The organism is Desulfurobacterium crinifex (genome assembly GCF_054656775.1).
Genome location: NZ_BAAHXO010000004.1, coordinates 1,581,074 through 1,598,321, shown reverse-complemented (window position 1 = coordinate 1,598,321; position 17,248 = coordinate 1,581,074). Strand labels below are relative to the sequence as shown.

The window sequence follows — 17,248 nt, the reverse complement described above, 5'->3', positions numbered from 1 at the left end:
AATTCTACACCAAAATGGAGAGAAATATGTTTACAGGCTTAGTAGAAGAAGTAGGAAGAGTTCTTTCCTTGAAAAAGAGTTCTCAATCTGCTGTTTTAAAGGTCGGATGTCAAAAGATAACAGAGGATGTAAAAATAGGGGATAGTATTTCTGTTAATGGCGTTTGTCTAACTGTTGTCTCTTTTGAAAAAGACTCCGTTACTTTTGATGTTTCTGCTGAAACTTTAAGAAGAAGTAATATTGGAACTTTGAGAACTAACGATTTTGTAAACCTTGAAAGGGCTTTAAGATTTTCTGATCGTCTTGGTGGACATATCTTACAGGGGCATGTTGACACTATAACAAAGGTGGTAGGGATAAAAAGAGAAGGAACAGGATTTCTGTTTTCTTTCAAACTGCCACCAGCATACAGGCACTTAGTTGTAGAAAAAGGTTCTATTGGAATTGATGGAATAAGTCTTACAATAGCAACTCTTTTTGCAGATATTTTTTCAGTTGCAGTTATTCCTCATACTTATGAGAACACAACTCTAAAGCTTAAGAGACCAGGTGATATTGTTAATCTGGAGTTTGATATTATTGGAAAGTATGTGGAGAGAATGGTTAAGTGTGGAATTTTAAAATAAAAGCGCCCGTAAGGGCGCCGGAAATTACTCTTCAACTTCTACTGTGACATCTTCACTGTGCCAGAGGCCGTGAAGATTGCAGTATGCATGAGCAGTAAGGGTTGTTGTTTCTTCAAGTTTTACTTTAAAGACAACTTCTGATGCAGCCCTTTCTGGTTCAAAGTCTGCTCTTGCTACGAGGAAGTCTCCAGCCCAAAGTGATACGTGCTCAATCCAATGTTCCTTTGTGTTTGGGTGGGCAATGTCTTTACCAACAGTTACCTTTACTTCAAACCATTCACCTTTCTTAACTTTACAAGGGGCTTCCACTACAGGTGTGTGTTTTCTTTTGCCCTCTGGTTCTGGTCCGTGCACTTTCATTTCTTTCCCTCCTTTAAATGTTAAGTTTAAAGTTTATCTCAACATACCCTGGACAATCACGTCCACGGCTTCCTCTTCTGTAAGCCCTCTTGCCATTAGAGTTTCAAGTTGTTTCTTATCTATACTACCAATAGCTGCTTCGTGGGTAACTTTTGCAGTTTCGTCTTTAACCACAACTACAGGAACTGCTTTAACTACCACATCTTTTCCTCTTATAATTTCAGAACAATCTATGTGACCTCTACACCTTGGGGCATTTCCGTAAGTTTCCCCTATGAATTCTGCTTTTGCTTGGTCAACTGCAATGATACGGCTCTTAGAGATTCCTCTGGATTCTTCTCCGTCAAGATAGATTATATCTTCTACCTTTATCTCGTCATCTTTCTTACCTATCATCTTTGTTTCAAATACAACAATTCCCTTCTTGTCAACTTTTGCTTTAAGATTTACCCTAACTTTTCCAGCTCTCCCTTTAATCTGCTTGAAAACACTTTTGAAATAGGCATTTTCCCCAACATATGCATCAGTTTCGGTATCAAGTTCGATAAGAGTATTTTCCCCGTTGTAGTGGACATCTATAAACTCAAATCTTGCATTCTTCTCGACAATTACCTTAGTTTTTGCAACGTGTTTGAGTTTAATTCCCTCTGCCATTGCACCGTAAACTTGAAACTTAACGTCTGCTCCTTCTCCTACGATTATTTCACCTTCTGTTGTTTGAAGGTCTGTATTATCTGCTGCTCCAAAGCATAAGGTTACAGGCTCTTCAAGCCTTGTCCCGGGCTCAATGTAAACTTTCGTTTTTACACCAGTAGGTGTTTCTATGACTTCTGACCTTACCCCTGGTGCTGGATATCTAATAACTATCTTGTTCCTGTCAACGAGAAGGTTAAACTTATTTTTTGTAAAGAGCTCTTCAGAGAGCCCAATCTTTATGAACTTTTTCCTGACTGTATCTAAAAGGTTTTTTGCTGTAGTCATTATTCACCTCCAACAAGTTGTGGATTTTTAACCTCACACTTGGTGCACATGTTTTTGAACTTCTCTCCAACCTCCTTCGGATCACCTGTTTGAATGATTCTTCCATCGCACATAAGGGATGCTCTATCTGCTATTTCTGCTATTTCTTCTCTATGAGTAATCATCAGGATTGTTGTACCTCTATCTCTCATTGTTTTGAGCATTCTTGCAATGTCTTCCATGGAGGCAAAATCAATTCCAGAGTCGGGCTCATCAAGTATTGCCAGTTCTGGCCTCATTGCAAGAATAGATGCAAGCTCTACTCTTTTTCTTTCCCCTCCAGAAAGAGTATCATCAACATATCTAAACAGATAACTACTGTCTAATCCTACAAACTTTAAACATTCTTCAGCATCGAAGTCTGGATTGTTTCTTCCAGCAAGTTTCAAGTATTCCTCAACTGTAATTCCTTCAAATCTTGCAGGTTCCTGCCATGCGAGGGTTATTCCAAGCTTTGCTCTCTCAGAAATTTCGAGTCCGTTGAGAATTTTATCTTTGAAAATAATTTCCCCCTCAGTAGGAGACCGTAGATCGTTAATTCCTATAATGAGATTCGCAAGCGTAGATTTACCTGCACCATTGGGTCCCAAAATAGCATGAATTTCGCCTTTGTTGACTACCAGATTGACTCCCTTGAGGATTGGTTTTTCATCGATTGTCAGTTTTACGTTGTTGACCGTCAATATTGGTTCCATTGCTACCTCCTGATAGAGCTTATTTAGAATCTTAGTACCAAAGTTCCAGAATGTCAATACCTTTTTCGTCCTTAATGAGAATTATTTTTATTTTAGTTTAAGTTTACAACGAGTGTAATAAAATTCAAATTTGAATTCAGTCATTAATTCAGGAGAGAGAATGAAACTGATAATTGTTGGGGCAGGGGAAGTAGGGAGAGAGCTGATAAAAAGGCTTAAGAAAGACTGGTTCATAACTGTAATCGATGAAGATAGTGAGAAACTACAGAAAATTGTGGAAATTCTTGATTCTGAGTCGATGAACAGAGTTGTTCTTCTTCAGGGAGACGGAACCAGCAAGCTCATGCTTAAGAAATCTGGAATAGAAGAAGCCAAAGTATTTGTAGCCTGTACTGGAGACGATGAAGTTAACATTGAGGCCTGTAAGCTGGCAAAAGAGTTTGATGTTCCCTCAATCTTTGCCGTTTCAAATAGCACAGAACATGATGGGCGGTATGAGAAAGAAGGAATCAATTATATCGATAAAGCCGTTGCAACTGCTTCCCTTCTTGAGAAACAGATTGAATCAGGAATAGTAACTCCAACCAATATTGGACTTGGAAAAGGAGAGATAATCGAAGTAACCGTCATGCCTACATCCATAATAGCAGGCTATCCTGTGGGGAAGTTTTCGTCCCGAAGGTGGAAAATAGTTGCAATTTTTCGAGGTGAAAAACTCATAATTCCAAAATCCAAAACAGTTGTAAAACCTGGTGATAGAGTCCTTATAATTGGAGATCCAAAGGTTCTCAAATACATAGCAGGACTTATAAGGTCTGGAGAACCTCAATTTCCTTTACAGTTTGGGGTTGAAGAAGTTGTATTCCTTCCGGAGAGAAATGAGAAAATTCTCAAGGATGCAAAGTTTTTCCTGGATAATACAAGGCTACAAAAGGTGTCCATATACACATGCTTCAAAGCGACTTCCGATTTAAAGGGGTTCTTTTCAAGAGAAGAGAAAAACATTGTAAATTTGAAGGAGTTAAACTTCTGTGAAAAAGAGCTCTTTGAAGCCATCAAGGATGAAAACTTTGGTCTGATTGTCATGCCTGATAAGTATAAAGAATTTCCTCTTTTCCTTGGGATAAAAACACTTCCAGTTTTAATAGCTGAAGAGACGTACTCTCCTGTTATGATTGCGAGAGGAACAACTCCTGTGAAGAAAATGCTTGTTCCGGTTTCAGGCTCTTTTAGTGGTTTCAGAGCTCTTGAGGTGGGAATAGAGCTTTCAATAATGCTCGGTGCAGAGTTAACAGCACTCCACGTTTCCATGAGTGGTAGCGATAAAAAGGTGAGTCAGTTGAGAGAAAGAATTGTTAAGTTTTCAAACATGTACAAAATTCCTATAGAATTTCAACTTTCTACGGGAAATCCAATTAGTGAATTTGCAAAGGCTTCCAAGAACTTTGATCTTACCATAGTTGGAGCGAGAAAAGGAAGGAAAACCAATTGGTTTAATCCTTATCCGCCGTATCACATGATTCACAAATCTCACTGTTCTTCAATTTTAATCTGTGTGGGTGAATAGATGGAGAACTCCCTTATTTCAATCATTTTAATTGCCTTAGGGATTCTTTTTGTTCCCTTCCTTAGCAGGTTATTAATGATTCCTGTGGCTGTTGGAGAGATACTCTACGGAATAGTAATTGGAAAGTCTGTTTTAAACCTTGTAGAACCGTCCCAGTGGTTGGATTTCCTTGCCTCTTTTGGTTTCCTTTTGCTTATGTTTGTGGCTGGACTCGAAGTAAAGCTTAAAGAGATTGCTCGTTTGAGTTTAAAAACGAAATTGGTATTGATTTTGATTCCTCTTTTGGTTTTTTCCTTTGCGTTTACCTTAGGTTCTAAGCTTTCTCTTCCTGCTGTAGTTTCAATTGCAATTGGAGTTGTTTCGGTGGGTATTGTGGTCTCAGTCTTGAGGGAAAAATCTATTCTAAGTACCTCTTTTGGGAAGACTGTATTCTTAACAGGAATTGTTGGAGAAGTTGTGAGTATCACTGTATTAACTCTTTTTACCCTTTATACTGAATTTCGTTTTGGATTTGAGTTCTGGATAGGGATTTTAAAGTTGGTTATCTATTTGGTAATTGCGCGAGTTGTTCTGCTCTTTCTCAAAAGCTTTGTATGGTGGTATCCAAATCGTTTTAAGTCTTTTTTTGAAAAGAATCCTTCTGAGATCGGAGTTAGAATCAGTTTAGCTGTAATGTTTATGCTCTCTGTTGCTGCATCCGCAATCCATATAGAACCTATAATTGGTGCATTCATAGCAGGGATGATCTTTGCAACGGTTTTTGAAGATACCGAAAGCATTGAGGAAAAGCTTTCAGGGGTTAGTTTCGGTTTTCTAATTCCTATATTTTTCATCTATGTGGGTATAAATTTTAAAATGCCGGAGCTCAGTCTCCATACGCTTTCTTTACTTGGAATTCTTGTTCTTGTAAGCTTTAGTGCTAAGGTTATTCCTTCTCTGATCTTGATGTTTGAGAGGCTCAGTTTTAGAAAGGCTGTTGCAGGAGGTTTTCTTCTCTCTGCTCCCTTAACTCTTGTGATTGTTACAGCAGAGCTCGGTAAGGAACTGGGTGTGATAGATGAACACCTGGAGAGTATTTTGATCTTACTGTCTATCGTTACGGGAATACTTGCTCCAACTATATTCAACTTACTTTACAAAGAGGAGAAGGTTGAGAATAACAATTCTTGATGGATATGTTGACGAGCCAACATGCCTTGGTGTTCCACCTTACATTTCCACTTATGTTAGATATGTTGCCGGAGCTTTAGTCCTCTCTGGAATCCCGGAAGAGAGCATAGAGTACGTTACGATCGACCAGTACAGAAAAGATGAAGAGAAAAGAGAGCTTCTAAAGGACTCAGATGTCGTCTTTCTCATAACTGGAATGACAGTTCCGGGTAGATACCTTGGTGGTAAGCCAATAACAGAGAGAGAGATTGAAGAGATCGGGGAACTTCCTATCTATAAGCTCGTGGGAGGTCCTGTAAAGTTTGGGTTTGCCCTGAAAGGGGGAGTTAAAGCAAAGCCACTCCTCTTTGAAAACTACGATCTTGTTGTAAAGGGAGATGTAGAACTTGCAGCCTATTATGTTGGTAAAGCTTTGATGGAGGATAAGGAGCTTCCTGAAGGGGTTTTTTTAGAGAGGAGAACGGTTAAACATGTTGATAGGTTTGCTCCATTAGGAGCTTTCATTGTCCGAAAACATCCTTACTTTCCGTATGTAATCTGTGAAATTGAAACATTTAGAGGATGTGAAAGGAAATACCATTGTTCCTACTGTACAGAGGCCTTTTATGGTCATCCAGATGAGAGAGAGCCTGAAAAAGTAGTTGATGAGGTAAGAGCTCTTTACGAGGCTGGAGTTAAATATTTCAGAATCGGGAGGCAGCCAAACATCCTTGGGTATAAGGCTATCCCTTCAGATGGAGAGTTTCCCGTTCCAAATGTTGACGTTATTTGCAACCTTTTTCGCTCAATCAGAGAGACTGGAAACATAAAGACACTCCATATAGATAACGTAAATGCCGGAACAATAGATGCCCATCCTGAAAAGTCCAAAGAAACCCTCTCCTGTATTGCCAGATATGACACAGAAGGGGATGTCGCTCCATTTGGGCTTGAAACGGCAGATGAAGAGGTGATTAAGAAAAACTTCCTGAAAGTTAACCCTGAGGGGATAAAGAAGGCAATTAGAATAGTCAATGAGATAGGAGCCTTTAAAGAAAGAGAAGATGGACTTTATAAACTTCTCCCCGGGGTAAACTTTCTGGTTGGACTTCCAGGAGAAACGAAGAAAACCTTTGAAAAGAATAAGGATTTTCTGAAATCGATTCTTGATGAAGGATTGCTTTTGAGACGTATCAATATCAGACAGGTTATGGTCTTTGAAGAAACGCCAATCTCTGAGATGGTTAAGAGGGCAAAAACAAAGTACAGGAAAGAGTTTGAGAAGTTTAAGCAGTTTGTAAGGGAAGAAATTGATCTTCCGATGATGAAAAAGGTCTTTCCTGTTGGTACGGTTATTAAAGATGTTCTTCTTGAAGCCCACGATGGTGAACACACCCTTGGAAGACAGATAGGCAGCTATCCGATTTTGGTCAGGATTCCTGAGAAGTTGGAACTCTTTTCAGTGAAGGATGTAATTGTTGTCGGTCATAGAGAGCGTTCAGTAATTGGAATACCTCTCCCAGTAGATATAAACAAAATTTCTCACAAGCTTCTCTCTTATATTCCAGGTGTTTCAAAAAAACTTGCGAGCGAGATTATTCTGAAAAGACCTTTCAAGGATAACATGGAGCTTTTAACTCTCTTTCCTCAACTTTCACAGTTCTCAAAGTATATAATTACTTCCCATTAAGCCTCAATTGGAGGAGCATAAATGGAAAAGAGAGATTATAAGGATACGCTCAATCTTCCAAAGACTTCTTTCCCTATGAGAGGGAATCTGCCAAAGAAGGAAAAGGAGTTTTTGAAGTACTGGGATGAGATAGCTCTTTACGATAGAATGCTTGAAGAGCACAAGTGTGACCAGAAATTTATCCTTCACGATGGACCACCTTACGCAAATGGTCACACCCACATCGGACACGCTTTAAATAAGATTCTTAAGGATATTGTTATAAAGTCCAAAACAATGCAGGGTTATCAGACTCCATTCGTTCCTGGATGGGATTGCCACGGTCTTCCAATCGAAAGGGCGGTTTTCCAGAAGATTAAGAAGAGAAAAGATGAGGTTGATCCTGTTGAGATCAGGAAAAAATGTAGAGAGTATGCCACTAACTGGGTAAACCTTCAGAGGGAAGAGTTTATAAGGCTTGGAGTTATTGGAGACTGGAAAAATCCATACATAACAATGGATCCAAAGTATCAGGCTGATATTGTCAGGGAGCTCGGAAAGTTTTACGAAAAAGGTCTTGTCTATAGAGCCAAAAAGCCAGTCTACTGGTGTCCGACCTGTGTGACAGCTCTTGCTGAAGCTGAGATTGAGTATAAAGATGAAGTATCTCCATCTATTTACGTTGCTTTTGAGATTACCGAGAATAAAGGATTAGACTTCCCTGAGAATACGTACCTTGTCATCTGGACAACAACTCCATGGACTCTTCCAGCAAACGTTGCAGTTGCTGTCAATCCGGAGCTCGATTATGTAGTTCTAAAGTCTGACGATAGAGCTTTCATCGTTGCAGAATCTCTCCTTGAGGACTTTAAGGGAAAGACTGGAATAGAAGGAGAAGTTGTTAAAAAGCTGAAAGGTTGTGAACTCGAGGAAGTTGAGTACGTTCATCCCTTTGTTGATAGAAAAGGAAAGGTTGTCCTTGCAGATTATGTTGCGGCAGATACTGGAACCGGACTTGTTCATATTGCTCCTGGTCATGGTGAGGAAGACTATCAAGTTGGTCTGAGGTACGGTCTTCCAGTCATTGTTCCGGTTGATGACTATGGAAGGTTTACAGATGAAGCTCCAGAGTGGTTAAGAGGAATTAAAATCTGGGAAGGAAACAAACTGATAATTGAAAGGCTTAAAGAATCCAGGAACCTTCTCTTTGCCGGCGAAATTTCCCACTCCTATCCTCACTGCTGGAGATGTAAAGGTAAGGTTATCTTCAGAGCTACTCCTCAGTGGTTTATTTCTATGGATAGAGGAAATCCGACACTCAGAGAAGTTGCCCTGAAAGAGATCGACAGGGTTCAATGGATTCCTGAGTGGGGAAGGACGAGAATCAGAAATATGGTTGAGGGAAGGCCGGACTGGTGTATTTCAAGGCAGAGAATCTGGGGAGTGCCAATTGTTGCCTTTTACTGTGAAGATTGTGGAGAGGTTATCTACTCTAAGGAGATTGCCGACTACGTTGCTGAAATCTTTGAGAAAGAGTCAGCAGACGCTTGGTATGAGAAGGATGCGAAGGAGCTCCTTCCTGAGGGCTTCAAGTGTCCGAAATGTGGTGGAGAGAAATTCAGGAAGGAGATGGATATTCTTGACGTCTGGTTTGACTCTGGTTCTTCACACGCAGCTGTCCTTGAAAGAAGATCTGAGCTTTCCTGGCCAGCAGATTTGTACCTTGAAGGTTCAGACCAGCACAGGGGATGGTTCCAGGCAAGCCTCTTAGAATCCTGTGGGACAAGAGGAAAAGCTCCTTACGTATCTGTTTTAACCCATGGCTTTACACTTGACGAAAAAGGCCACAAGATGAGCAAATCCCTCGGCAACGTAGTTGCTCCAGAGGACGTTGTTAAAAAGTTTGGTGCAGATATCCTGAGGCTTTGGGTTTCAAGTGAGAACTTTACAGAGGACGTGAAAATCTCTGAGAACATTCTGAGACAGATTGTTGAAGTTTATAAGAAGATCAGGAACACCTTTAGATTTATGCTTGGAAACCTCTACGATTTTGCTCCTGATATGGCTCTCTCTTATGATGAGCTGGAGGAAATCGATAGATGGGCTATTAACAGATTTTTCGCTCTGGCCAAAGAGATTGTTGACGCTTACAATGATTATAAATTCAACAGAATCTATAGACTGGTTTATGAGTACTGTGCAACGGAACTAAGTTCTATTTACCTTGATATCCAAAAGGATACTCTTTACTGTGAAGCTCCAAATTCAAAGAAAAGAAGAAGTGCTCAGACCGCTATATACAGGATTCTTTACGGTTTAACAACATTGATTGCACCTATTCTCTCGTTTACTGCTGAAGAGGTCTATTCCCATCTTCCAGGAAAAGAGAAGGAGTCTGTCTTTCTGGAAGAGTTTCCACCACTCTGTGAGGCTTTAGATGAAGAGTTCCTTACCCGCTGGGAAAAGCTTATAAGAGTAAAATCCCTTGTAAACAAAGCTCTTGAAAAGGCAAGAGCTGAGAAGATGATAGGCCATTCACTTGAAGCTTCGGTTATAGTTTATGCAGACGGAGAGATAAGAGAACTACTTGAGGCGTACAAGGAAAAACTTCCTTACATTTTCATAACCTCTGGTGCTGAGGTCAAGCAGCTTGCTGCTGCTCCATCCTGTGCTGTTGAGGATGAGGAGATATTGAAGGGAGTGAAGGTAAAAGTTAAAAAGGCTGAAGGGCAGAAGTGTGAAAGATGCTGGATCTACAGCACTACCGTTGGACAGGATGAAAAGTATCCTGATGTTTGCGAAAGGTGTGCAAAGGTTTTAAGAGAATTGGAAAGTAAGAAATCTTAATTTACTGAAATCTCTCCGGTTCCCTTTTGTAAAGGGGAAATCTTTGTTATCCCCCCTTTAAAGGGGGGTATAATGGTTTAGAAAGATCTAATTTAAAGGAGTTCCATGTCCCTCTATACCATTAAGGAACTTCCAGAGTCTGATAGACCCAGAGAGAAGCTTTTAAAGTTTGGTGCTGAGAACTTGACAGATTCAGAGCTCCTTGCCATTTTGCTGAGAACCGGGCTTAGGGGAAAGAATGTCTTAGATCTATCCAGAGAAGTACTCAACCACTTTGGTGGAATAGGTGGACTTTCAAGGGCTCACGTTGAAGAACTTCTTTCGTTTAAAGGACTTGGAAAAACTAAGGCTATAACCCTGCTTGCTACTTTTGAAGTGGGAAGAAGAGCCTTATCAACTGAAGATTTTTCTCCAAAAATAACCTCACCTGAGGATGTGGCAAACCTTGTCTGGATAAAACTTAAAAATTTAAAGGTTGAAGTATTTGGAATAGTGACGCTCAATACCAAAGGCAAACTTATCTCTGTTCACGAAATAACAAAAGGTGGAACAAACTTTACCTCAATCTCTCCGAAGGAGGTATTTTACCCTGCTGTAAAGGACATTGCCTCAGCGGTTATTCTCTTTCACAACCATCCATCTGGAGATCCGACACCAAGCATTGAGGATATGGAAGTTACGAGAAAACTTCTGAATGGGGCTTCACTTCTTGAGATAGAAGTCCTTGACCACATTATCTTTGGAAGAAGTTCTTATTTCAGTTTCAAAAGGGAAGGGTTACTCTGATGTTCAAAGAAGAGATACTGAATTCTTTTAAGGGTAAGAAGCTGCTCGTTGTTGGTGATTTCATGCTTGATGAGTATATTTTTGGAAGAGTGGAGAGGATTTCTCCAGAGGCTCCTGTTCCAGTGGTTGAAGCAAAGGATGTAACGGTTAAACCGGGAGGGGCTGCAAACGTAGCTGCAAATTTATCATCTCTTGGAGCTGTTCCCTACCTTGTTGGTGTTGTCGGAAGAGACGAGAAAGGGAAAAAACTGAAAGCACTTCTTAGGGAACTTGGGGCCAATATTGATTGGCTTATAGAAGATAGCGAAAGACCAACAACAGTTAAAACAAGGATAGTTGCTGGAGCTCAGCAGCTTTTAAGAGTAGACTGGGAAAATAGAGAGTACGTTTCAAGTGCTATTTCGGAGAGGATTCTTGATATTCTCTCAAAGAAATTCAGGAGTTTTGACGCTATCATTATTTCCGATTACGGTAAGGGCGTAATTACTCCTGAACTTTTTGAAATTACAGGGAAAGTCCGAGAAGAAAGACCGATAACACTTGACCCAAAAGAGAAGAATTTTCCATTTTACAGAGATGTTACTACTATGACACCCAACATTAAGGAGACGTTTCAGGCTGTTGGGATTAAACCTGAAACCGATGAAGAGGCTGAAGAGGCCGGGAATAGATTGATTAATAGATTTAACCTCGAATATGCTGTTATCACAAGGAGTGAGAAAGGACTTTCAATTGTGGGAAGAGACTTTAAGAGGCACATTCCAACAAGGGCAAAACAGGTATTTGACGTGACAGGTGCTGGTGATACGGTTATAAGTGTTTTCACTTTAGCCCTTTCATCTGGGGCAACTCCTGTGGAGGCAGGAGAGATTGCAAACCTTGCAGCTGGAATAGTGGTTGGTAAACTTGGAACAGCAACCACAACGGTTGTGGAAATTTTAGAGACTTATAAAACTCTTAGGAGTAGATAGGGGTAAAGATGATTTGTAGAATCTGTAAATCAAAAGGAAAGAGAACGAAGGCAGTTGTTTATATTAGACACCACAGACTTGCTCTCTGTAAAGACCACTTCGTTGAGTGGTTTGAGAAACAGACAGCGAGAACGATAAAAGAATTTAATATGTTCAAAAAAGAGGAGAAAATCCTTGTTGCCGTTTCCGGCGGTAAAGATAGTCTTTCTCTATGGTACGCACTGCACAGGCTGGGTTATGAAACCTATGGCTTCCACGTAAGCCTTGGAATAGAAGGGTGGGATTATTCAAAGAAATCCCTTGAAATCTGTAAGAAATTTTCTGAGAGAATAGGAAGATCTTTAATCGTTTTTAATATGAGGGAAGAGTTTGGTTACTCAATTGAAGAGATAGCAAGGAGCAGTGGAAGAAAAGATGTCTGCTCAGTCTGCGGAACGTTTAAAAGGTACCTGATGAATAAAATGTGTAAAGAGCAGGGCTTTAAGGTTGTTGCCACAGGTCATAATTTAGATGATGAGTCTGCTCTTCTCCTTTCAAACACAATAAGGTGGGAGATTGGATACCTCGGAAGACAGCATCCCGTCCTGCCGGAGAGTAACGGGTTTGCTAGGAAGGTAAAACCCTTTGCTTTCTTCACAGAAAAAGAGATTGTAAGCTATGCAATTCTGAACAAGATAGAGTATTTGGAGACTGGATGTCCAAATGCGAAAGAGGCAACTTCCGTTCTCTACAAAAGAGCCCTTGCAATGTTGGAACATGAGATGCCCGGGACAAAGCTGCGTTTTTACAAGGAGTTTCTGAAGAGAGCCCGCCCCCTATTTGAGAAGGAGCTAAAAGAGCAGCTTGAGCTCAACGAATGTCAGGTTTGCGGAATGCCCACAACAGCTCCTGTCTGTTCGGTCTGTAGAACTCTTGAGAGGTTAAAAGAGGGATGTTAAAGGTTGGAAAGATAGAGTATCTCAACACAATTCCTGTTTACTATGGCTTTCTAAACGGTAGAGTGGACTCTTCAGGCATTGAATTTCAAGAGGATGTTCCCTCTGAACTTAACAAGATGTTGAGAGAAGGGATCCTTGATATCTCTGTAATCTCTTCTTACGAATACCTGAAAAACAGTGATAAATATCTGCTTCTACCAGATTTCTCAATATCTGCAAAGAAAAGGGTTATCAGCGTTCTGTTTCTCTCGACCGTTCCAATTCATCAGCTTCATCGCAAAGACGTCTGGTTAACAAGGAGTTCTATGACTTCAAAGGAACTTCTCAAGTATCTTTTAAGAGAGGTATATGGAGTTGAACCAAACTACCGTTACTACTCCATGAAAGAAGGAAATCTGCCGAAAAATCCAACTGCTCTTCTGACCATAGGGGATGACGCTCTGAGAATTTTCAGGTTAAAAAGATTCCCGTTTGTATACGATCTTGCAGAAGAGTGGTACAACCTTTATGGATTACCCTTTGTCTTTGCTCTCTGGGCTGTAAGGAAAGATTCTTACAAAGAAAAAAAAGGAGAAGTTGAGGAGTTCTACAGAAAGCTTCTCCTTTCCAGAGAAATAGGATTGAAATCCTATGACGAAATCAGTTCGAGATATGCTGAAAAGCTCCATCTCCCAGAGAAGATGTGCAGCAGCTACCTTAAAAACCTCAACTTTTTCCTACGAAGTGAGGAGCTGGAGAGCCTGAAGAAATTTTCAGAAATTATTAACGTAAAAGCCGACCTTAACTTTCTCCCAGTATAGACCTAAGCTTACTTTCAATTTCCTTTCTCTGTTCTTCTTCAGCTTCTTGAAGAATAGCTTGAATAAACTTATCAACCTTTCCTTCCGACTTCTCAAAGGCTTCTTCTGCAACTAAAAAGGCTGAGATGCCAAAATGTTCTGAGAGAAAAGGAAGAACTTTTTCAACATCTGTCATTTCAATTTTCCTTTCTTTCTTTTCTTCTTCTGTGCTCTTCTCTTCCACTTTGACGGTAGGTTCTTCTGAAGAAGCGGAGTTGAACAGTTTCTTTATTTGCTCAAAAACTTCGTCTTTTATTTCCTCTTCAAGTTCCTTAGATAGGAAGTCTAGAAGGTTCTCCACTTTTCCATTCCAAACACTTCTTGCAGATTCAACAATAGCTCCTGTTGCAATGCCAAAGTATGGAAAGAGAATTTCCGTCAGCTTGTCCTCTGGAAAGATAGCTTTCTCCTTCTTTACTATCTCTTCCTTAGGCTTCTCCTCTGTAACCTCAGAAAGTATGGAAGAGATTTTCTCTTTTAACTCATCAGCTTTTTCTTCTTCAATGTCGTGAAGGAGCATTTCAATGAATTCATCCGAGGAGGAAGAAGATCTCAAGGCATCAGAAATTACTAAGGAAGTAGCAATACCAAAGAAAGGATAGATGATCTGTGCAATTCTTTCTTCCTGCCTGTCTGTAATGGTGAACCTTTCTCTTCCAGGTTTTCCTTTTTTCAAGAGAGTGGGTTTTGTAAGTCTTTCAACTATGTTCTTGTGAAATTCTTTGATTTGTGTATCAAGGTCTTTTCCTTCTTCTACTTCCTTCTCAAGTCTTTTAACAGCCTTTCCGTCTTTAAATATATTTGAAATTATCTTGTTTGATGTTTTATAGTATTCTGTTTGGATGTGATAAATGCTTTTTCCAGCTTTTATATCCTGATTAAGAGAGAGAGCCATCAGTACCTCCTCTTCTAATCTGGGTAAAATTGTATTATAATGAAACTGTATGTCAACTGAATAGTTTATTGTTAATGATGTTATTTACAGTTATTCTGGGAACAAAATCTGAAGAATCTCTACTTAAAATCCTTAGAGATTCTTCATCTACTAAAGTAGCTTCAGAATGATAATTAAATCATCTTTATAACAGAATATTGTCAGATGGAGGGGATAGGATGGAACTGAGAGGAGAGATAAGGGATATCTCAATGCTGCTTGAGGTATTTCAGATTGTTAACGTGGGGAAAAAATCGGGAAAGCTGGAAGTAAGTGGAGAGGATGGGAAAGTAATCTTTTACATCAAAGATGGCAACATAATAAGCGTTGATACTACAGTTCCAAACCTACGGGTTTTAAAGGAAAAAACAGAGAAAGGTGAAGCAAAGTTTACAGACTCTCTAATATCCTTCCTCCACTACATTTACTACTGGAGAAATGGGAGATTCCAGTTTAAAGATGAAAATATCAGCGTAAAAGAGCGTGGAAAAGCCGATATGACCAACTTGATTATGGAGTTATCCAAGGAGCTTGATGAAACTCCAGAAGCAATAAAAAAGCTTATTTTTCTTGATCCACAGTTTACACTATCTGGAGACATCTCCTCTAACCAGTTAACCCTTGAGAAGAAGGATTTCCTGGTTTTTCAGGAATTCTTAAGAGGAAAGACTCTCAAACAGGTTTTATTCGCTGGAACTCCCTATTCGGAGCTAATCGCAACGGTTCGAAAACTGCTCTCAGCAGGGATTATATCACCTGTTGAGAAAAAAGAGTCTGAAGCGGGAAAAACTGTTTCTGTAATACCTACAGTTCCTGAAGAGAAGTTAGAACAGGTGAGAGAAAGACTTGTAGAAGCTCTGGGACCCATGGGCGAATTTCTGGTAGATGAAACCTTTGAAGACCTTGGTATTTCACAACTCTTTGTTGATTCGGTTGACAAGTTCATAGAGACACTTATTGAAAAAATCCCCGACGGTTGTATAATTGATGGAGAAGACTGTAAAGAAAGGTTTAGGCAAGAATTTAGGGAGATTCTATCGTAAAATACAAGAAATATTAAGATAAGAGAGAAGAGAGAAGGAGGGAGTTATGACGCTGAAAGGTTTGAGTATCACCCAAAAGGTTCTTGTAGTATTTGCAATTGTTGTTGTACTTTCGACTCTGTCTTTTATTCATCTTTTGGATAAAACCTACGAAAAGAGTCTTGTCTCTCAGGGTAGAAGTATTGCACAACAGATCTTGATTTTCCGTAAGTGGTCAGCCAGCTTTGGTGGCGTGTGGACTAAGAATAAATACACTCCTGGTATTGGTTACCTTATGGAATTTGAAACGAAAAATGGAACGGCAAAGGCTTACGGAACTGGAGAAGCTCTAATGGATTTTGGAGAGACTCACTTCTACCTCCACAACCCTGCACTTGCTACAAGAGAGCTTTCGCAGCTTTCAAAGGCAGAATACGGCTGGACATTTAGGGTTGTCTCTGACAGGTACATGGCACCCCAGGACAAGCCTGATAAGTGGGAGAGCATCGCAATTAAGGAGATTATGAAGAGTAAGGAAAGGGGAGGAGAATTTTGGAGCTGGGACGGAGACAAGTTTAGATTTGCAAAGGCTATTTACGTTAAAGAGGGTTGTTTGAAATGTCACGGAACACCCGAGCAGATACCACCTGCTATTATGAAAGCTCTTAGAGCTAAATATGGAGACAACGTTGATAGAGCTATTAACTATAAAGTTGGTGATTTGAGAGGTATTATTAGTGTTACAATCCTTCCTCCAAGCATTATATCAACAGCTATATCTCTTGTTGACTTCTGGAACATTGCAGCTTTGGTTCTTGCGTTCCTCATCTTCTGGTTCTTTGCTAAGAAAGAAATTATAGCTCCTATTGAGAAGCTTACAAAAGCTGCTCACGATATTAGCCTTGGTAAGCTGGATGTTGACCTGGGAGTGAGAGGACTTAAAGAAGAAAGCGTAAAAGATGAAATTACAAAGCTTGCTATTGCTATTGAAAGGTTGAGGGCAAGTATCCAGATTGCAATGGAGAGACTCAGGAAGAAGAGATAGCTATATTTACACTGGTTCTTCATGAGAAGCCGCCGTCTGGCGGCTTTTTTTATTTGTTAGTTTATTCTACAGATGCTAAAATCCCCTGTCCTTTTGATTTCCTATATGATGGGGATATATGAGGATCAAGGAAAAAGAAATTTTTGGATATATTATCTGATGAAATTTTGTTACGGAGTTTCTAAATGGGTTGTTCACCGTTTTTAAAGGAAAAAAAGGAACTTGTCAGGATTGGCAGGATAATTTTTGAGTCTGGTCTTACAGATACCCACGGTGGGAATATCAGTATGAGGATTGATGATTACATTCTGATTAAAAAATCCGGAAAAATGCTTGGGTATCTTGAACCTGCTGATATAGTTGTAACAACCTTAGAAGAGAATCCTGATCTTGATTCGGAAGCCTCCATTGAGCTGAAAGTACACAGGGCAATTTATAAAGCTCTTCCAGAGGTGAAGGGTATTGTTCATGCCCATTCTCCTTATACTGTGGCCTGCTCTCTTGTTTACGATGAGATTGTTCCTCTTGATTCAGAGGGAAGGCTTTTACTCGGAAAAATTCCTGTTCTTTCGGCAAAACAGGTTGTCTCTTCAGATGAAGTTGCAGAGAAGTTGCCGGAACTTTTGAAGGAGTCTCCAGCCGCCGTTGTGAAGTCTCACGGTCCCTTTGCGGTAGGAAAAACGCTTGAAGAAGCTCTTAAATACCTTTCCGCTCTTGAAAACTCCTGTAAAATAATCTCAATCATGAAAGCTATAGAGAGGTAACCCCCCTATATTCCCT

General features: G+C 40.0%; 16 protein-coding genes. 12 read left to right on the top strand and 4 right to left on the bottom strand.

Annotated features, from left to right (window positions below; translation table 11 throughout):
- Positions 1 to 26 precede the first annotated feature (26 nt).
- Positions 27 to 626, top strand: a complete 600-nt coding sequence (locus tag ACYQ3A_RS10265) for a riboflavin synthase (protein WP_459897217.1) — start codon at positions 27 to 29, stop codon at positions 624 to 626.
- Between the two features lie 24 nt (positions 627 to 650).
- Here ACYQ3A_RS10265 and ACYQ3A_RS10260 read toward each other — a convergent pair whose 3' ends face one another.
- Genes ACYQ3A_RS10260 through ACYQ3A_RS10250 form a run of 3 tightly spaced genes read right to left on the bottom strand, consistent with a single transcriptional unit; the run spans position 651 to position 2,701 of the window.
- Positions 651 to 986 carry a class II SORL domain-containing protein gene (locus tag ACYQ3A_RS10260; RefSeq protein WP_459897216.1) on the bottom strand — a complete coding sequence of 112 codons (336 nt, stop codon included), beginning with the start codon at positions 984 to 986 and terminating at the stop codon, positions 651 to 653.
- A gap of 33 nt (positions 987 to 1,019) precedes the next feature.
- The gene (locus tag ACYQ3A_RS10255) at positions 1,020 to 1,967 is read right to left on the bottom strand and encodes a SufB/SufD family protein (RefSeq protein WP_459897215.1); all 948 of its coding nucleotides are present in this window, start codon (positions 1,965 to 1,967) and stop codon (positions 1,020 to 1,022) included.
- Positions 1,967 to 2,701, bottom strand: a complete 735-nt coding sequence (locus tag ACYQ3A_RS10250; RefSeq protein ID WP_459897214.1) for an ATP-binding cassette domain-containing protein — start codon at positions 2,699 to 2,701, stop codon at positions 1,967 to 1,969. Before ACYQ3A_RS10250 ends, ACYQ3A_RS10255 begins: the two co-directional genes overlap by 1 nt.
- Positions 2,702 to 2,861: 160 nt before the next feature.
- On the opposite strand from ACYQ3A_RS10250, the gene ACYQ3A_RS10245 reads away from it, so the two are divergent.
- From ACYQ3A_RS10245 to ACYQ3A_RS10210, 8 genes are all read left to right on the top strand, one after another.
- Positions 2,862 to 4,268 (top strand): NAD-binding protein, encoded by a 1,407-nt coding sequence (locus ACYQ3A_RS10245; RefSeq protein ID WP_459897213.1) that lies wholly within the window; start codon positions 2,862 to 2,864, stop codon positions 4,266 to 4,268.
- Positions 4,269 to 5,438, top strand: a complete 1,170-nt coding sequence (locus tag ACYQ3A_RS10240) for a cation:proton antiporter (RefSeq protein ID WP_459897212.1) — start codon at positions 4,269 to 4,271, stop codon at positions 5,436 to 5,438.
- Positions 5,419 to 7,107 carry a radical SAM protein gene (locus ACYQ3A_RS10235; RefSeq protein WP_459897211.1) on the top strand — a complete coding sequence of 563 codons (1,689 nt, stop codon included), beginning with the start codon at positions 5,419 to 5,421 and terminating at the stop codon, positions 7,105 to 7,107. Before ACYQ3A_RS10240 ends, ACYQ3A_RS10235 begins: the two co-directional genes overlap by 20 nt.
- A 21-nt stretch (positions 7,108 to 7,128) precedes the next feature.
- Positions 7,129 to 9,933, top strand: a complete 2,805-nt coding sequence (gene ileS / locus ACYQ3A_RS10230; RefSeq protein ID WP_459897210.1) for an isoleucine--tRNA ligase — start codon at positions 7,129 to 7,131, stop codon at positions 9,931 to 9,933.
- A 105-nt stretch (positions 9,934 to 10,038) separates the two neighbouring features.
- Complete coding sequence (gene radC, locus ACYQ3A_RS10225; RefSeq protein ID WP_459897209.1) at positions 10,039 to 10,719, top strand: RadC family protein; 681 nt, start codon at positions 10,039 to 10,041, stop codon at positions 10,717 to 10,719.
- A complete protein-coding gene (gene rfaE1 / locus ACYQ3A_RS10220) occupies positions 10,719 to 11,690 on the top strand; it encodes a D-glycero-beta-D-manno-heptose-7-phosphate kinase (RefSeq protein WP_459897208.1) in 972 nt (323 codons plus the stop codon). Before radC ends, rfaE1 begins: the two co-directional genes overlap by 1 nt.
- 8 nt (positions 11,691 to 11,698) lie before the next feature.
- Positions 11,699 to 12,628 carry a TIGR00269 family protein gene (locus ACYQ3A_RS10215; protein ID WP_459897207.1) on the top strand — a complete coding sequence of 310 codons (930 nt, stop codon included), beginning with the start codon at positions 11,699 to 11,701 and terminating at the stop codon, positions 12,626 to 12,628.
- Positions 12,622 to 13,428 (top strand): menaquinone biosynthetic enzyme MqnA/MqnD family protein, encoded by an 807-nt coding sequence (locus ACYQ3A_RS10210; protein ID WP_459897205.1) that lies wholly within the window; start codon positions 12,622 to 12,624, stop codon positions 13,426 to 13,428. The genes ACYQ3A_RS10215 and ACYQ3A_RS10210 overlap by 7 nt, the downstream gene beginning before the upstream one ends.
- On the opposite strand, the gene ACYQ3A_RS10205 is transcribed toward ACYQ3A_RS10210, so the two are convergent.
- On the bottom strand, positions 13,409 to 14,362 hold the full coding sequence (locus tag ACYQ3A_RS10205; protein ID WP_459897204.1) for a hypothetical protein: 954 nt from the start codon (positions 14,360 to 14,362) through the stop codon (positions 13,409 to 13,411). The genes ACYQ3A_RS10210 and ACYQ3A_RS10205 overlap by 20 nt on opposite strands.
- A gap of 218 nt (positions 14,363 to 14,580) precedes the next feature.
- On the opposite strand from ACYQ3A_RS10205, the gene ACYQ3A_RS10200 reads away from it, so the two are divergent.
- The 3 genes from ACYQ3A_RS10200 (at position 14,581) to ACYQ3A_RS10190 (ending at position 17,232) form a co-directional block, all read left to right on the top strand.
- Positions 14,581 to 15,444, top strand: a complete 864-nt coding sequence (locus ACYQ3A_RS10200; protein WP_459897203.1) for a DUF4388 domain-containing protein — start codon at positions 14,581 to 14,583, stop codon at positions 15,442 to 15,444.
- Positions 15,445 to 15,490: 46 nt separating this feature from the next.
- The gene (locus ACYQ3A_RS10195; protein ID WP_459897202.1) at positions 15,491 to 16,468 is read left to right on the top strand and encodes a c-type heme family protein; all 978 of its coding nucleotides are present in this window, start codon (positions 15,491 to 15,493) and stop codon (positions 16,466 to 16,468) included.
- Positions 16,469 to 16,653: 185 nt separating this feature from the next.
- Entirely contained in the window at positions 16,654 to 17,232 is a 579-nt protein-coding gene (locus ACYQ3A_RS10190; RefSeq protein WP_459897200.1) for a class II aldolase/adducin family protein, read from the top strand.
- Positions 17,233 to 17,248 lie beyond the last annotated feature (16 nt).

Bases quoted from the DNA above. Each gene is read 5' to 3' on its own strand.
- ACYQ3A_RS10265 (WP_459897217.1), top strand. From the start codon at position 27: ATGTTTACAGGCTTAGTAGAAGAAGTAGGAAGAGTTCTTTCCTTGAAA.
- ACYQ3A_RS10260 (WP_459897216.1), bottom strand. From the start codon at position 986: ATGAAAGTGCACGGACCAGAACCAGAGGGCAAAAGAAAACACACACCT.
- ACYQ3A_RS10255 (WP_459897215.1), bottom strand. From the start codon at position 1,967: ATGACTACAGCAAAAAACCTTTTAGATACAGTCAGGAAAAAGTTCATA.
- ACYQ3A_RS10250 (WP_459897214.1), bottom strand. From the start codon at position 2,701: ATGGAACCAATATTGACGGTCAACAACGTAAAACTGACAATCGATGAA.
- ACYQ3A_RS10245 (WP_459897213.1), top strand. From the start codon at position 2,862: ATGAAACTGATAATTGTTGGGGCAGGGGAAGTAGGGAGAGAGCTGATA.
- ACYQ3A_RS10240 (WP_459897212.1), top strand. From the start codon at position 4,269: ATGGAGAACTCCCTTATTTCAATCATTTTAATTGCCTTAGGGATTCTT.
- ileS (WP_459897210.1), top strand. From the start codon at position 7,129: ATGGAAAAGAGAGATTATAAGGATACGCTCAATCTTCCAAAGACTTCT.
- radC (WP_459897209.1), top strand. From the start codon at position 10,039: ATGTCCCTCTATACCATTAAGGAACTTCCAGAGTCTGATAGACCCAGA.
- rfaE1 (WP_459897208.1), top strand. From the start codon at position 10,719: ATGTTCAAAGAAGAGATACTGAATTCTTTTAAGGGTAAGAAGCTGCTC.
- ACYQ3A_RS10215 (WP_459897207.1), top strand. From the start codon at position 11,699: ATGATTTGTAGAATCTGTAAATCAAAAGGAAAGAGAACGAAGGCAGTT.
- ACYQ3A_RS10210 (WP_459897205.1), top strand. From the start codon at position 12,622: ATGTTAAAGGTTGGAAAGATAGAGTATCTCAACACAATTCCTGTTTAC.
- ACYQ3A_RS10205 (WP_459897204.1), bottom strand. From the start codon at position 14,362: ATGGCTCTCTCTCTTAATCAGGATATAAAAGCTGGAAAAAGCATTTAT.
- ACYQ3A_RS10200 (WP_459897203.1), top strand. From the start codon at position 14,581: ATGGAACTGAGAGGAGAGATAAGGGATATCTCAATGCTGCTTGAGGTA.
- ACYQ3A_RS10195 (WP_459897202.1), top strand. From the start codon at position 15,491: ATGACGCTGAAAGGTTTGAGTATCACCCAAAAGGTTCTTGTAGTATTT.
- ACYQ3A_RS10190 (WP_459897200.1), top strand. From the start codon at position 16,654: ATGGGTTGTTCACCGTTTTTAAAGGAAAAAAAGGAACTTGTCAGGATT.